Origin of the sequence: Acinetobacter sp. UBA5984 (genome assembly GCF_002429925.1) — a bacterium.
GTDB lineage: Bacteria > Pseudomonadota > Gammaproteobacteria > Pseudomonadales > Moraxellaceae > Acinetobacter > Acinetobacter variabilis.
Window position 1 is genome coordinate 1 of sequence record NZ_DJBE01000053.1, and the last position, 15,360, is coordinate 15,360.

Annotated in this window: 12 protein-coding genes, 2 tRNA genes and 3 pseudogenes; 8 read left to right on the forward strand and 9 right to left on the reverse strand. The window is 39.6% G+C overall.

Annotation, left to right across the window (positions count from 1 at the left end; translation table 11 throughout):
• Nucleotides 1-220: 220 nt before the first annotated feature.
• The 4 genes and pseudogenes from B3J29_RS08275 to znuD2 form a co-directional block, all read right to left on the reverse strand.
• Nucleotides 221-1,021, reverse strand: a complete 801-nt coding sequence (locus tag B3J29_RS08275) for an acetoacetate decarboxylase family protein (RefSeq protein WP_224213984.1) — start codon at nt 1,019-1,021, stop codon at nt 221-223.
• Nucleotides 1,022-1,187: 166 nt separating this feature from the next.
• Nucleotides 1,188-1,331 (reverse strand): annotated as a pseudogene (locus tag B3J29_RS08280) (transposase); the annotation flags it as partial.
• 63 nt (nt 1,332-1,394) lie between these two features.
• On the reverse strand, nt 1,395-1,898 hold the full coding sequence (locus tag B3J29_RS08285; protein ID WP_228301742.1) for a CPBP family intramembrane metalloprotease: 504 nt from the start codon (nt 1,896-1,898) through the stop codon (nt 1,395-1,397).
• Nucleotides 1,899-1,994: 96 nt separating this feature from the next.
• Nucleotides 1,995-4,406 carry a TonB-dependent receptor ZnuD2 gene (gene znuD2 / locus B3J29_RS08290; protein WP_175966266.1) on the reverse strand — a complete coding sequence of 804 codons (2,412 nt, stop codon included), beginning with the start codon at nt 4,404-4,406 and terminating at the stop codon, nt 1,995-1,997.
• 74 nt (nt 4,407-4,480) lie between these two features.
• Between znuD2 and B3J29_RS08295 the strand changes: the two genes are divergently transcribed.
• Both B3J29_RS08295 and B3J29_RS08300 read left to right on the forward strand, forming a co-directional pair.
• Nucleotides 4,481-4,852 (forward strand): hypothetical protein, encoded by a 372-nt coding sequence (locus B3J29_RS08295; RefSeq protein ID WP_175966264.1) that lies wholly within the window; start codon nt 4,481-4,483, stop codon nt 4,850-4,852.
• A 350-nt stretch (nt 4,853-5,202) separates the two neighbouring features.
• Nucleotides 5,203-5,295, forward strand: a pseudogene (locus B3J29_RS08300) (IS5/IS1182 family transposase); the annotation flags it as partial.
• 89 nt (nt 5,296-5,384) lie between these two features.
• On the opposite strand, the gene B3J29_RS08305 reads toward B3J29_RS08300, so the two are convergent.
• From B3J29_RS08305 to B3J29_RS08325, 5 genes are all read right to left on the reverse strand, one after another.
• The gene (locus B3J29_RS08305; RefSeq protein WP_175966262.1) at nt 5,385-5,726 is read right to left on the reverse strand and encodes a hypothetical protein; all 342 of its coding nucleotides are present in this window, start codon (nt 5,724-5,726) and stop codon (nt 5,385-5,387) included.
• Between the two features lie 143 nt (nt 5,727-5,869).
• Nucleotides 5,870-5,945, reverse strand: a tRNA-Glu gene (locus tag B3J29_RS08310).
• A 36-nt stretch (nt 5,946-5,981) separates the two neighbouring features.
• Nucleotides 5,982-6,057, reverse strand: a tRNA-Ala gene (locus tag B3J29_RS08315).
• A gap of 57 nt (nt 6,058-6,114) precedes the next feature.
• Entirely contained in the window at nt 6,115-7,623 is a 1,509-nt protein-coding gene (gene gltX, locus B3J29_RS08320) for a glutamate--tRNA ligase (protein ID WP_286964973.1), read from the reverse strand.
• A gap of 58 nt (nt 7,624-7,681) precedes the next feature.
• Nucleotides 7,682-7,987 (reverse strand): hypothetical protein, encoded by a 306-nt coding sequence (locus B3J29_RS08325; RefSeq protein ID WP_175966258.1) that lies wholly within the window; start codon nt 7,985-7,987, stop codon nt 7,682-7,684.
• 395 nt (nt 7,988-8,382) lie between these two features.
• Here B3J29_RS08325 and B3J29_RS08330 point away from each other — a divergent pair.
• The 6 genes and pseudogenes from B3J29_RS08330 (at nt 8,383) to B3J29_RS08355 (ending at nt 15,358) form a co-directional block, all read left to right on the forward strand.
• Nucleotides 8,383-9,278 (forward strand): annotated as a pseudogene (locus B3J29_RS08330) (sulfate ABC transporter substrate-binding protein).
• 267 nt (nt 9,279-9,545) lie between these two features.
• The gene (locus tag B3J29_RS08335; protein ID WP_004787154.1) at nt 9,546-10,565 is read left to right on the forward strand and encodes a sulfate ABC transporter substrate-binding protein; all 1,020 of its coding nucleotides are present in this window, start codon (nt 9,546-9,548) and stop codon (nt 10,563-10,565) included.
• A gap of 191 nt (nt 10,566-10,756) precedes the next feature.
• Nucleotides 10,757-11,668 (forward strand): 16S rRNA (cytosine(1402)-N(4))-methyltransferase RsmH, encoded by a 912-nt coding sequence (rsmH, locus tag B3J29_RS08340; protein ID WP_175966256.1) that lies wholly within the window; start codon nt 10,757-10,759, stop codon nt 11,666-11,668.
• Between the two features lie 10 nt (nt 11,669-11,678).
• Complete coding sequence (ftsL, locus tag B3J29_RS08345; protein ID WP_175966254.1) at nt 11,679-12,011, forward strand: cell division protein FtsL; 333 nt, start codon at nt 11,679-11,681, stop codon at nt 12,009-12,011.
• 15 nt (nt 12,012-12,026) lie between these two features.
• Nucleotides 12,027-13,850: a penicillin-binding protein PBP3 gene (gene ftsI / locus B3J29_RS08350; protein WP_175966252.1), complete on the forward strand. Its 1,824-nt coding sequence runs from the start codon at nt 12,027-12,029 to the stop codon at nt 13,848-13,850.
• A gap of 11 nt (nt 13,851-13,861) precedes the next feature.
• Entirely contained in the window at nt 13,862-15,358 is a 1,497-nt protein-coding gene (locus B3J29_RS08355) for a UDP-N-acetylmuramoyl-L-alanyl-D-glutamate--2,6-diaminopimelate ligase (protein ID WP_175966250.1), read from the forward strand.
• The last annotated feature ends 2 nt before the right edge of the window (nt 15,359-15,360 follow it).

Sequence of the window (15,360 nt, forward strand, 5' to 3'; positions counted from 1 at the left end):
ATGAATGTTCAACAGGCTCTAGATAAGGGTCTGATACTTGGGATGATTACCGTTCTAATTGAAGTCATTTGTCATAACGCCCGTTATGCGAACAATAGATATTATGAGTCTGATTGTTTAAGTAAGCATGTTAGCATTAAAGTAGAAGGAGTTAATTGATTATTGAATTGCTCCTTAAAAAAATTTACTGTAAGCAGATTTTTGAAGTTCAAATCATCAATCAAAAAATTACGCCTTCATTTAAACGCAATTGCAAGCTATCAGTAAAGGTGACTGAAAAAGGCGTCGCACCATTTAACTCAAGACTATTGAGCCTTTGTGCCATTGGGTGACTGTTCGTTGTATCAACACTTAGCTTAAGATCACCTTTAGTGGCAATTTTAGCGCCATTTAATGTACGTGTATCTGCGGTTGCCCGTATTAACGCATCATTTAACATTGAATATAAAACTAAGTCTGCCCAAGGTGCGGTAACTGATGCGCCGATCGTACCTGATAATGACAAGATTGATGTTTGAGGATTCTCTGGATGTTTGACAGAACTACTAAAATCCTTATTGTCTAAATTAAAATCAATATCGGTGACGAATTTCGGGTAGCCCCATAATTCTTTACCTGCACGACACGCAACTTCGGTGGTTACCGGTAAATCACAAACCCACATGCCGGTATTGCGTCGATCTGGTGGTAATGTCATTTCCACCAATGGATGAGTCGGTGTGTCTTGGTCTGCAGGATAGACAAGCATACTTGATGCAACTTCGTGATAAGGCTCGCCATCAGTTAATTCACGATAATCATAGAAAGCTAGACTAAATAACGCTTTATTGCCTATAAGCTTAGCAACCTTTAACTTTGGATTGTCCAATACACTGACTGCTTTGTCATAATCGACCATAAAAAAAGCAATCAGGCTTGACGCATCAAAGTACTTAATAGGCAGCTGAGCCTCACCTTGTGACATCTGTCTTGTGTGGGTGGCTTGTTGAAAAAATGGGTCAGCATGCCATTTATTATTCACGTTTTTATTCATTATCATAGGTTAAGTACCTTTGTTATGATCAGATTATTTTTAATCAGTTTTATTTGAACATGACAATAGAAAAGTATAAAGCGTTATTGTGTAAGGCAGTGCGTTCTACTCAATTAATTTAAAGTTTGGAAGTTATCTAGAGCCTGTTGAACATTCATAATTTGAGCCAGATATAAGCACAAGCAAGAGCGACCGTATTTTCATAACTCTGCTTGAGCTTATCAAATCTGGTGGCAACCGCCCTATACTGTTTTAGCTTAGCGAAAGCATTTTCTACTAGATGCCTGGCTTTATACAATATTGACTCTCCGACAAACCCGGTACGGTTCACTAAATCGAATCAAAAGACTATAAATATACATTATAGGATAATATTTTTTTGAAATAAAAAATAATATACCCAAGAAAAAAATTCTTCATAAAATCCATTTAATAATGAATAAAAAATAAAATCTACTGACCATGAAAAATCTATATTATCTGTATTAACCTTTTTTGGAAGTATTGAAAAAAAATTAAATGATAAATAGTCATATAAACTGGCAATGATATCTGCGGTTAAAATAAAAATTAATGTTAATGGTATAGTATATCTATTAATATTGAAATTAAATAATCGAAAATTAAAATGACGTATAAACAAGTAAATAGCTGCTATTCCTAGGCTTAAGAGCTCAAAACCTATTCCCCAATAATTTGCTATTTTCAAATCATATGAGCTAATTAAAGCAGTATCTCCATAATCAGATGAATTCAAAAATTCTCCTGTTGATTGGTATATTGCTTGACCAAAAAAAATTAAGGTTAATATAAAAATATCAAATAAGTTTAAAGTATTAGTGATATTTTTTTTAAAAAAAGGCATTCATTTATTCCTAATCTTAAAAGCTTAATTATTAACCTAATCATTTTATAAGAAAAATCTTCTAAGAAATTTTCTTAGAAGATTACAGTATCTTATCTAGAAATTAAGATTTAAGCCTAAACTAAAATTTCTTCCAATTTGGGGAATATATGGCAAAAATGTTTCATGGGCATAGACTTTCTGATCAAGTAAATTATTCGCTTTAAAGAATAAATCATATTCTGTGTGAGATAGCTTATTTTTATATGCTAAAGTCATATTAAGCATATTATAACCTGATGTAACCTGCTCAAATTTAGAAATATTATCTTGTTTAAAGACTCGATAATATTCTATTTCACCTTTAAGCGATTCATCAAAATCAGCTTTTAGTCGTGTACCCAAACGAGCAGGAGGTAATCTAGGAGTGTAACGATCCTTTTGGGGAGCTAAAGTCGGTTCTCTATTCCAGATATCGTATGCAATTACAGCATCAGGTAAATTTGTTAAACGGCCTTTCACATAATCTCCAAAAAGAGAGCCGTGATAAACAGAATTAAATTGATACCCTATGTTGCCCTCTAATCCATAAAAATTAGCAGCAGACTGGCTATAATGATTAATACGTAGTGTATGCTGATCTCTAACTTTTGTAGTTCCTAAAACTTCATTGAGTGTCTGTAAATATATATAGTTATCAAAATCATAATAGTAAGTACTGATTTGATAATCAAGTAAATCATCCTTATAGGCCAGACTGATTTCTAAATTATTGGATTTCTCTTTTCTTAGAAAGCGGTTACCTATTTCAAAAGAATTAGTAGCGAGATGCATACCATGAGTATACATTTCTTGTGCATTAGGTAATCTTTCTTGATGTGTACCTGTTAATGATAAGATATAATTTGGAGCAAATCTCCAGTGGACTGTACCTGCATAAGAAAAAGCTGTTTCTTTGTTAGGTTGAACAGCTTCTAAAATAGATTTTAAATTTTGAGCCCTGATTTTATTATTTTTTTCTACATAAGGACTGTTATATTTATTAGGCCAAGGTTTCATTGAATCTTTAATTTTTTCTATATCATAATCCATACTAACTTTCTGCTTTTCTATACGAGCACCTAGTTCGAAAGTAAAGTAGTTCCAGTTATATTTTTCTAGGCCAAATACACTAAAGTTTTTAGTGACATTTCGATTTAATAGCTGCTGATTATCTAGATAGGTGGTATGGCCTTCTTGAGAATGGACTGGTGATAAAGCACTATTATCCTGTTCCAAATATTGTAGCCCCAAGATACCGGTTAATTCCCCTAATGGCTGATGTGATAACTCTATGCGGCCTACTTTTCCTGTATTTTTAAAAAAGTTAGTAATCTTATCTCCCTCGAGTTCATTGTGAAAATAATCTATATAACTCAATGAGGTACGAATTTTGTCAATACCGGTAAATGGTTGAGTGAATTCTCCACGCACATCATAACGTCGAGTATTTAAATCAATATAAGGAGCATTATGAGAGAAATTAGTTTCATGAATATGATTATGCTGATGACAATCAGGACGTGGATTTATGTAATTAATATCTTGCTCATCCATCAATTGAGGATAATATAAAAGATAATTTTTTAATCCACTAATTCGTGAATCGATACCGATTGCAGAGGCACCACAACCTTCATATAAATGGCTATGGGCTGGTAAACCATATTCATCATGACGATGTGTATAAGAAACTCCTAAATAAGTATTATCGTCTATCCAGGATAATCCGAGCGTACCTAATCTTGACTCTGCCCAGCTTTCTGGTAAGTATTTTAAATTTTTATAAACAATGTTTTGGTTTTCAAGATCTTCTAAAGAATTATAAGAGCTAGACTGGTAATGAGGAGTTTTATAGTTACCAGCATTACGATATAACCCTTCTGCCCGTAAAGCTACACGTGGGCTTAAGCCAACTGTTACACCTGCTGTGGTCAACTTCTCATTACTGCCAGTATTAAAACGTAATGTAGTGTTACCCTCTAATCCGTCTTGAGGCATTTGGGTTGGAATTTTATAGTCAATGACATTGACTACCCCTGCCGCACTATTTGAACTATACAAAAGGGTACTTGCACCACGTATAATTTCAATAGACTTAGCTAAACTTGGTTCAACTGTGACAGCGTGATCTGGAGACATATTAGACATATCCAACACGTCAGCATTATTCTGTAAAACTTTAATACGTTTTCCTTCCTGCCCACGAATAATAGGAGCAGATGCTCCACCTCCATATTGATTAGAATGAATTCCTAATTCCGTACCCAAGGCATCCCCTAGAGTTGTCGAACGCTGTTTAAGTTTACTAGTATCAATAAACTGATTACTAACATTTAGACTTTTGCCTAACAGCTCAGACCCTAACTCATCAGATTGTACAGTTAATACTATTGTATTTAAGGTAGTAACAGGCCCTTCAGCTGCCAATACAATTTTCGAGGCCCCTAAAGTAATTAAAGCTAAAAATAGTTTACTTTTATTTAGCATAAAACAACCAAATTTAATGTTATGTTATATCATAACACTTAAAAATTTATAAAATCTACTATTTAAATTTTTGAATGGTAATCCCCCCTAACAATAATCCTCCACAATCTGAAGAAACAAACGAAGTAAATACAGATTACATAGAAGATAAAACTGCTCCTGAAGTTACAGACAACCAAAATAATAATGAATCTCACGATAATCAAAACGTAGGCGAAGAAGAATTACGAAGTATTGAGATTGTTAAAAACTATTTAAAAGACCCTGATACTGCAAAATTTAGGAATGTAAAAAATAATTGTGGTGAAGTGAATGCTATGAATAGCTTTGGAGTATATGAAGGTTATAACGGGTTTGTGATCTGGGAAGCTGAAGGAAAAACATATGTTAATTTTTCTTCAACAACAAATAACTTCAATTTATTTGTTCGTGATTTCTGTAAGTAAAAAATGATCGACAAATACTCTCATCATTAGCAAGTATTTAACATAATGGCGGTTATACGAAGTACACTTGTATATTAATATAAATTTCAAGCACTTAATTAAAACAGAAAAATCCAAAAATGACCAAAAAGCCGATTTTGAAACAAGTCGGCTTTTTTATGAGCGGTTTTGATAGTTCTTGCCAATAAATTTGTTTAAAAAGTAATCAATTTTAGCATTTTTCCAATGTTCTCAATTCTTCCAGGTTGAAAACTATCCCCAATTGCTGGGGATAAAATTTAGGCTATTTTGTACGCCTGGGCTTACGTAAATTCCGGTTCTTTACGGCTGTCCAGGATAGGTGAATTTTACGATATGATAAGCTAAAGTGTAGCTATGAGGGGGCAGTTGCATTAGCTTGTATATTTATTTGGCTACCTTTATCGGGTAAATTCTATACTTGAAATGTCAACAGACCCTAGTTTTACTAATAAAAAAATCTTGCATAAGCATGCAAGATTTTTCGGCTTTGAAAGTGAGTAAATTATAGAAATCAGATTTCCCACTCATGATTGCATTCACGGCATTTCCATTTTTTTTGACTTTGCATGAAAGCCTGCATGGAAATTTTAAAATCAGGTAAATCTTTATAGAACATGAAGCCTGCGATCAGACAGATTATAAACACGATCACAGTAGCGGTCTGTAAAGTCGTACCTGCACCATCTCCAAAAATCCACATCGCGATGCTAATGATGACCAATAGCAATAATACAAACAGGGCAGGCACCAGTATGATCAGGCTTTTAGGCACGACAGGACGCGCCGCCGGTTGACCTGGCTGAGCCACGGGCATGATTTTTGGGCTTTGACATTTAGGGCAACGATATTGCATTACAACTCCAAAATTCTAAATTACTGATTATTTTATCGGAAGATACGCAAAAACCGAAATACCGCCAATATAAAACAGACAGACAATAAAAAACCCAAGTCACAATGCTTGGGTTTTTTATTAAGATGTTGCCATCTTGAATATGGCGTCCCTACGGGGATTCGAACCCCGGTTACCGCCGTGAAAGGGCGATGTCCTAGGCCTCTAGACGATAGGGACAAATGAGGCAAATACACAGGTAAAGCAAGACTTATTTGGTGGAGTCAAGGAGGATCGAACTCCTGACCTCTACAATGCCATTGTAGCGCTCTACCAACTGAGCTATGACCCCAGTCTGTGTGAGCGCTATATTATGGATATAACGCTCATCCGTCAACTAAAAAATAAATTAAGCTTGATCAACTGCTTTATTTTTCGGCAGTTTCAAACTCTCATTCAGTTTCTCCCAAACTTTTACTTCCTTTTTGCTAGGGCCACCGACAACTTCCAGCGCGTGGCGCAGACGGGCAAAAGTCAGATCCGGACCAATGGTAACCATGGTCTGCATGACTGGAGTAGAAGCGGTTGAACCGGCAATCGCAATAAAGAACGCTGGCATAAAGTCACGTAATTTAACGCCCATCTGATTCGCCAGATCCATCAGTGTTTGGCTGACAGTGTCATTGCTCCAGGTGAACAGGCTTTCCAGACGCCAGATCGCAAATTGCAGGCTTTGACGAACTTGTTCTTCAGAAAGTTTTTTGCTTTCGAACTGTTCTTTAGTCAAAGTCGGGAAATGGTTGAAATAATGCGCTGACCAATTTACTGCTTCAGACAGCAGATTGATCCGTGGTTGAATTACAGCAGCGATTTCTTCCAGTTTGGCACGGTCTGCTTTCCAAGCCAGTAAGGTATCTAGCAGTTCAGCAGGAGAGAGAGCTTTAATCCACTGACCATTCAACCAGTTTAGTTTTTCAACATCAAAGATTGGACCACCCAGAGAGACACGGTTAATATCAAAGTGTTCAATCATTTCAGCCAAAGTGAATTTTTCACGCTCATCTGGCATTGACCAGCCCATACGGCCAAGATAGTTCAGTAACGCTTCTGGCAATACACCGATGTCTTTATAATAGTTGATTGAAGTCGGGTTCTTACGTTTAGACAGTTTTGATTTATCCGGATTACGCAGTAGCGGCATGTGGCACAGGACTGGCATATCCCAACCAAAGTATTTGTACAGCAACTGATGTTTCGGTGCAGATGGAATCCATTCTTCACCACGAATCACATGCGTAATTTGCATTAGGTGATCATCAACCACGTTTGCCAGATGGTAAGTTGGCAGACCATCCGTTTTTAGCAGAATTTGCATGTCGACTTGCGCCCAGGGAATTTCTACTTCACCACGGAGCATGTCATTAAAGGTACATACCCCTTCAGTCGGCACTTTCATACGGATCACGTGCGGTTCACCAGCTGCCAGACGACGTGCCACTTCTTCTTTAGACAGTTTTAGACCGCGACCATCATAGCGTGGAGTTTCGCCACGCGCCTGCTGTTCAGCACGCATTTCATCCAGTTCTTGCGCTGTTGCGAAACAGTAGAAGGCATGACCTTTGTCTACCAGTTCTTCTGCGTATTTTTTATAGATGCTCATCCGTTCTGACTGACGGTATGGTGCATGTGGACCACCGACATCTGGGCCTTCTGACCAGTTCAGGCCTAACCAGCGTAGTGAGTCCAGAATCATTTTTTCAGATTCAGGAGTAGAACGCAGCTGATCTGTATCTTCAATACGAAGAATAAATTCACCACCGTGCTGTTTGGCAAAACACAGGTTGAACAGGGCAATATAGGCAGTTCCCACATGCGGGAAACCGGTAGGAGAAGGTGCAATACGAGTACGAACAGTCATAGCCGGATCTAATCTTAAATATAAAATTGCAGCTATTATAACGAANNAAAACTAAGTCTTATGAATTGCTCGGAGAAAAAATACTTTGCACAAAACGGGTAAAGCGCAGGTTTTGAGCTGCAAAAAAGCTTTGAGTCGGATTTGATTTGAACGCAGTCAGCGCTTTAAGTTCATCCTCAGTATGAAAAGCATTTTTATCAGCTTTATGTTGCTGAATTGCTTTTTCAATTGGTGAGGTTTTCACTTTAATTGCATTTACAGAGGCTTTAGGTAGCTCTGTTTTTACAACTACGGCATGGCCAAGTTGAATCGAGAACAGCATGATAAGACTTAGGATGCTGGCTGTGAATATTTTAAATTTCATATCCAAACTTCCTCCTTAGCTCTGGTTAATCTTGTTTTGCTAAAAATGTTGTTATAATACTGACTACAATCTAATCACATTCAGATATAAAAAAGTAGAACCAGGTCACATTTTTTACAAAAAACTAATATTTCTCTGTGGAAAATTACTAAATCTTAGAATTTCCACATTTAAGTTGCCTATTTGTAACAGATAAATGTGTAGAGATCGTGAAGAACTGTCTTATATTGTAGCAGGATATTAAATTTTTAGGAGAAAATGTATCCGAAATGAATTGTGAGTATATATATCAAAAATAGAATATGATTGAATAAAATATTATAAGCGCATGATTGTTAATTACTTTTTTATTTATATAGTGCTGGATAAAGATAAATTAGCAATGAGCACTAATCATGAAAAAGATAATAACATTTACTATTTTAGTATTACTTGGCGGAAGTGCCATTCCTGGCTATGCTGCAAAAGACTTTCTCAACGTTTCCTATGATCCGACCCGCGAATTCTATCAGGAATATAACGAAGAATTTGGTAAGTTCTGGAAACAGAAAACCGGGCAAGCGGTCAATTTTAAACAGTCGCATGGTGGTTCAGGTAAACAGGCACGCTCTGTGGTGGATGGTTTGCAGGCCGATGTAGTTACTTTGGCACTGGCCAATGACATCGAAGAAATCGTCAATACCGGTTTAATCGAAAAGGGCTGGCAGAAAGAGTTCCCAAGTAATTCGGCTCCTTATACTTCTACAATTGTATTTCTGGTTCGTAAAGGTAATCAAAAACAGATTAAAGACTGGAATGACCTAACCAAACCAGGCGTTGAAATTATTACGCCAAAGCCAAAGAACTGGTGAAAAAACTCTATGCTAATGTCAAAGTATTGGATTCAGGTGCGCGTGGGTCCTTAACGACCTTTGCTGAGCGCGGGATCGGCGATGTATTACTCTCTTGGGAAAATGAAGCATTATTGGCTACACAAGGTCTGGGTAAAGATAAGTATGAAATTGTCTATCCTTCGATTTCCATTCTGGCTGAGCCATCAGTAGCGATTGTCGACAAGACCGTGGATAAAAATGGCAACAGCAATTTAGCCAAAGGTTATTTAAACTATTTATATTCACCAAAAGGGCAGAAGCTGGCAGCGAAATATTACTTCCGTCCACGTGATGTCAAAGCAGCAGCAAAATATGCGGCGCAATTCCCAAAAATCCAGACTTTTACTATTGATAAAGTCTTTGGCGGCTGGGCAAAAGCGCAGAAAACCCATTTTGTGAATGGGGCGATTTACGATTAGATCTCTGCGGAAAACCGTAAATGATTTTAATTACCGAACCTTAATTTAGAAAGCGGATAATTTATTATCCGTTTTTTTTATATCTAATGCATAAAATGCTATAAAAATAGGATAAGTCTTTAATCTAGATATTTTTATTATATAAAACATGAAATTAAAACAAAAAATAACTAAATATTACCCTGTATGCACTTTGTTTGCTCAATTGCGAAAAATAACTTTATTTCATATAGTTATATCTAATGAAGATAATCTCCCGATGCTCTTATGAAAACTCAATTAAAATCACTGGTTAGTGCTGCCTTATTGGCAACAGGTCTGACATTTACCGCAACTGCGAGCCAAGCCGCGGATCGTGAATTCCTGAACGTTTCTTATGATGCAACCCGTGAATTCTATGACGAATTCAACAAATCTTTTGGTGCCTACTGGAAAAAACGAACCGGTATTGATGTGAACTTTAAACAGTCTCACGGCGGTTCAGGTAAACAGGCCCGTTCTGTGGTCGACGGTTTAAAAGGTGATGTGGTTACTTTGGCATTGGCAAACGATATTGAAGAGATCGTAAGATCTGGTCAGATTCAGCCAGGCTGGCAAAAAGAGTTCCCGCATAATTCTGCACCTTATACTTCAACGATTGTCTTCATGGTGCGTAAGGGTAACCCTAAAGGAATTAAAGACTGGAAAGATCTGACTAAACCGGGCGTAGAAATTATTACACCAAACCCGAAAACGGGTGGTTTGCCACGTTGGGTTTACCTGTCAGCTTGGGGTTATGCAGAGAAACAGCCGGGTGGTAGCAAAGCCAAAGCCCAAGAATTTGTCGGCAAGCTTTATAAAAACGTCAAAGTGATGGACTCTGCTGCACGTGCATCGATGACTACATTTGCTGAGCGTAATATTGGTGATGTGCTGTTAACTTGGGAAAATGAAGCTTTGGTAACGCAAAAAACTCTCGGTAAAAATAAGTTTGATATCGTTTATCCATCTTTGACCATTCTGACTGAACCTTCTGTAGCCATCGTAGATCGTACAGTGGATAAAAATGGCAACAAATGGTTAGCTAAAGGTTATATCAACTATCTTTATTCTCCACTTGGTCAGGACATGGCAGCACGACATTTCTATCGTCCACGTAATGAGAAAGTCTTAGCCAAATATTCATCACAGTTCCCGAAAATTAAAACCTTTACCATTGATGAAGTGTTCGGTGGCTGGGCCAATGCACAGAAAACTCACTTTGTGAATGGCGCAATCTTCGACCAGATCTATAACTCGAAGCGTTAATCTATTGATTAAAAAATAAATTTAAAATATAAAAAAAGCTTCCTCGATGGAGGCTTTTTTATCGACTGTCGAAAAATAAAAACGGTTTTCTCTATAGAAATTAATATTTATCTACAAAAAGTCGTTTGGAGCTTTAGCTAAACAGAGTGATAATGTGCAGTTAAATTTTTCGCCCTATTGATTGAGTTTTTATGTCACATATTTCTGTATTACTTCACGAAACGATTGATGCCTTATTGGCTGGTCGCAATACGGGAATTTATGTGGATGGAACCTTTGGCCGCGGTGGGCATACACGTTTATTGCTTTCCAAATTGGATGAAAATGCACGCGTCTACGCCTTCGATAAAGACCCGCAAGCATTGGCTGTTGCTGCAGAACTGGAACAGGAAGATTCACGGTTTAAAATTATTCATGCCAGCTTCGCTGATTTAAAACAGGCATTAGCTGAGCAGGGTATTGAAAGTGTAGATGGTGTGATGGCTGACTTAGGGGTGTCTTCACCGCAGCTGGATCAGGCAGAACGCGGTTTCAGCTTTATGAAAGATGGCCCGCTGGATATGCGCATGGACAACTCGCAAGGTCCGACTGCAGCCGAATGGCTGGTAGATATTGAAGAAGAAGCACTGGCTAATGTGATTTTTCAGTATGGTGAAGAGCGTTATAGTCGCCGTATAGCTAAAGCGATCAAGGCTGCCGGATATATTGATACCACAGCCAAACTGGCGGAAATTGTGAAAGTTGCCCATCCAAAATGGGAAAAAAATAAACATGCTGCCACCCGGACTTTCCAAGCGATTCGTATTGCTATTAATAAAGAATTAGAAGATATTGAAACTTTCCTCCCTCAAGCGGTTGAGATTTTGAAACCGGAGGGACGTTTGGCTGTCATCAGCTTCCACTCACTGGAAGACCGGTTGATTAAGCAGTTTATTCAAAAAGAATCAACGCTTGAAGAAGATTCAGGCTGGGGAATGCCGCAACAACAAAAGGATACGCGACGTTTAAAGAAAATCGCCCGGGTCAAGGCAGGTGATGAGGAAGTTAAAGCCAATCCTCGTTCACGTAGCGCATGGCTGCGCGTGGCAGAACGTTTAGCTTAATAGGCACATCATGAAAACTGAAGTGGTTGATAAAAAAACAGAAAAATTATGGCTGAAAAAAGTCATTGTTTATCTCATATTAATATTGATGGTCTTCATCAGTGCGATATTTGTCGTATTCCAGGTCTTTGAATACCGTCAGGATAACCGCAAACTGAGTACCTATCTGCGTGAACGGGATGACCTGAATGCAGAGTGGGGACGTTTGCTGATTGAACAGCAGACCTTTGGTGCGACCGCGCAGATTGGTACCCGTGCAGTGACTCAGTTAAGGATGTATTCACCTTCGATTTCACAGAGTGTCGTAATTTCCTTACCACAACCTTCAGATGAGAAAAAATAAGGCTAGCGCTCGAACATGGTAGACAAGAGAAAGAAGCAACCGGTACGTAAAAAGCAGTCCGTCACCGAGAAAAATGCCTTAAATGTTTATATCAACCGTTTTTACATCATGTGGGCCGTGGTGCTGCTGTGTTTTGTGACACTGATCGGCCGAGCTTTTTATGTGCAGATTATTAATAAGGATTTTCTGCAAAATAAAGCCAATGCCAATATTCTGCGAACCAATACCATCAAGGCTATGCGTGGCGTAATTTATGATCGTAATGGTATTCCGCTGGCGATCAGTACGCCGATTATGAAAATCGTGATTGACCCACGTGACTATTTTGATAATAAAAAACTTTATGATGAGACCATGCTGGCGCTACAGAAAGAGCCGAATAGCCGTAAACTGAAACGTCAACTCCCAGATAAAAACCTGAATCTGGATGAGCTGGCTGATGCAGTGGGTATGGATCGTGCTGAATTGCGCAAAAAAATGGAAGAGCGTCCACGTTCACGTTATCTGATCCTGAAAAAAGAAGTGCCGCCACAACAGGCGGAACTGATCATGAAGCGTAATTTCCAGGGTGTGTATACCGAGAAAAACTATAAGCGTTATTATCCGCAGCCACACCCAAACTCCCAGATTATTGGTCTGACCAATAGTGAAGGAACTGGGATCGAAGGTCTGGAGATGCAGCTGAATACTCGTCTTGCCGGTCAGGATGGTGAACAGCAGATTATCCGTGACAAAAAAGGCAACCGGGTTAAAGAACCGGAAGTGATTAAAGAAGTCGAGCCGGGTGAAAATATTACCCTGAGTATCGACTCACGTTTACAGTACATTATGTACCGTGAACTCACTGCAGCGGGTGTCGCCAATAATGCCCGCTCCGCAACGGCGATTGCAGTCGATGTCAAAACTGGTGAAATTCTGGCAATGTCTTCTTGGCCTTCTTATAACCCGAATGACAAGAATGGCTTATTAAATAAAGACGCAATGCGTAACCGTGGTGCTGTCGATTCCTTCGAGCCGGGTTCAACCATGAAGCCGCTAACAGTGGCGATGGCTCTAGAGAGCGGGAAATATACGGCCAATTCGGTGATCAATACGAGTCCAGGTAGTATGCGGGTCGGGAATCATACTATTCGTGATACGCATAACTACGGTCAGTTGACACTGGGTGGCATTATCCAGAAATCATCAAACGTCGGTGTGGCCAAATTAGCTTTGTCACTGCCGTATGAAACTTTACCGACTTTCTATAAACGTCTTGGTTTTGGTCAGCGTTCCGCAGTGAAATTTCCGGGTGAAAGTTCTGGTTTGATTCTGCCGCCAAGTAAATGGAATGTGTCTGAAGTAGCAACCATGGCTTATGGTTATGGTCTGAATGCGACTGTGCTGCAATTGGCTGATGCCTATGCCATGCTGGCGAACAAAGGTGTGAAAGTGCCTTTAAGTCTATATAAGTTAGAAGAACAGCCACAAGGCGAGCAGATGATTGATCCTCAAATCGCAGAACAGGTTCTGCTGATGATGGAAACAGCAACTTTGCCTGGTGGTACAGCAACCCGTGCAACCGTACCTGGTTATCGTGTTGCAGGTAAAACGGGTACTGCGCATAAATTGCGTGCCGACCGTAAAGGTTATTCGACCAATGAATACCGTGCTTTATTTGCCGGCGTGGCACCAGTCAGTGACCCACGGATCGCTATGGTGGTGGTGGTAGAAAACCCACAAGGCACCTACTATGGTGGTACGGTATCTGCACCTGTCTTTGCTCGTGTGATGCAGGAGTCTTTACGCCTGCTGAATGTTCCATTGGACAAACCTTTAGAATCTCCCAAAGTCCAGTAAATAGGTGATCAATGTCAATTACATTTCAAGATCTCTACGCCGTTCAAGAACCTGCTGAATGGATGCGACAATCCTTTCAGGGTTTCGAACTGGACAGCCGCAAAGTTAAACTGGGGCAAATTTTTATTGCCCTGACCAGCTTGTCTCAACCTGAAAAAACTGCAGAATATGCCAAGAAAGCCTTGTCATTGGGTGCACTGGCCGTGATTTCAGAACAAGATCTGGATATTGCTCCAGCTTTGGTAGTACCGAATGTCCGTCACTTGATGGGCGAATGGCAGAAGCACTATCTGCAAGCGACTCAGCCAGTCAATACTGCCCGTATTCTGGCCGTAACTGGTACCAATGGTAAAACCACAATTTCCCGTCTGGTTGCTGAGTTGCTGATGCTGCAAGGCAAAGCCTGTGCAGTTATGGGGACTACAGGAAATGGTATTTTGCCGAATCTGGAAGCCTCTTCTCATACCACACTCGATGCCCTGCAATTGCAAAATGCCTTGCATGCCTATGCACAGGCAGGTGCGGAATTTGCCTCAATTGAAGCGAGTTCGCATGGTCTGGAGCAGGGTCGTCTGAATGGTTGTACGATTGAAATTGCGGCTTATAGCAATTTAAGTCGAGATCATCTCGACTATCACGGTACGCTGGAAGCTTATGCAGAAGCCAAATCGCGTTTATTCAGCTTTAAATCTCTGAAAATTGCAGTCATCAATATTGATGACGCACATGCAGAGGTGATGCTGAATGCTGCAAAAACCAATCCAAACCAACCGAAAATTTTGACTTATTCTTTGTCGCAAGCAGCCGATTATCGGGTTCAGGATATCCAGTACAGTATTTCCGGTGCTGACTTTAAACTGATCACTGCACAAGATACATTTACTGTGCATAGTCCTTTGTTGGGTCATTTCAATATCGAAAATTTGGTTGCGAGCCTAGTTGTGGTAGAGCAGGTGGGATTTTCATTAGCCGATTTAATCGCAACTGTGCCTGAGCTGAAAGGTGCACCAGGCCGTATGCAGGTCATTCGTGATGATGAGCGTTTATTTGTCGTGGATTATGCGCATACTCCAGATGCCCTGAATCAGGTCTTGCTTACGCTGAAGCGTCATGTCAGCCAAAAACTCTGGGTTGCTTTTGGCTGTGGCGGTGATCGTGATCGTGGCAAACGTCCGTTGATGACACAGGCTGCACTTGAGGGCGCTGATATTGCAGTGCTGACTTCGGACAACCCACGTACTGAAGATCCAAACCAGATTTTCGCTGACATGAAGCAGGGTGTCGATTTTTCAGACAAAAGCTATCATGAAATTCATGACCGTCGTGAAGCAATTCGCTTTTTAGTCGACCAGGCGCAGCCAGGTGACATTGTAGTGATTGCCGGTAAGGGACACGAAAATTATCAGGAGATTGATGGGGTGCGACATTGGTTTGATGATTTGGTCGAGGTACAGGCCGCGATTGATGCCCAGCATCACAACCGTGATTTAGCATTTCCAGCGCATTAGGA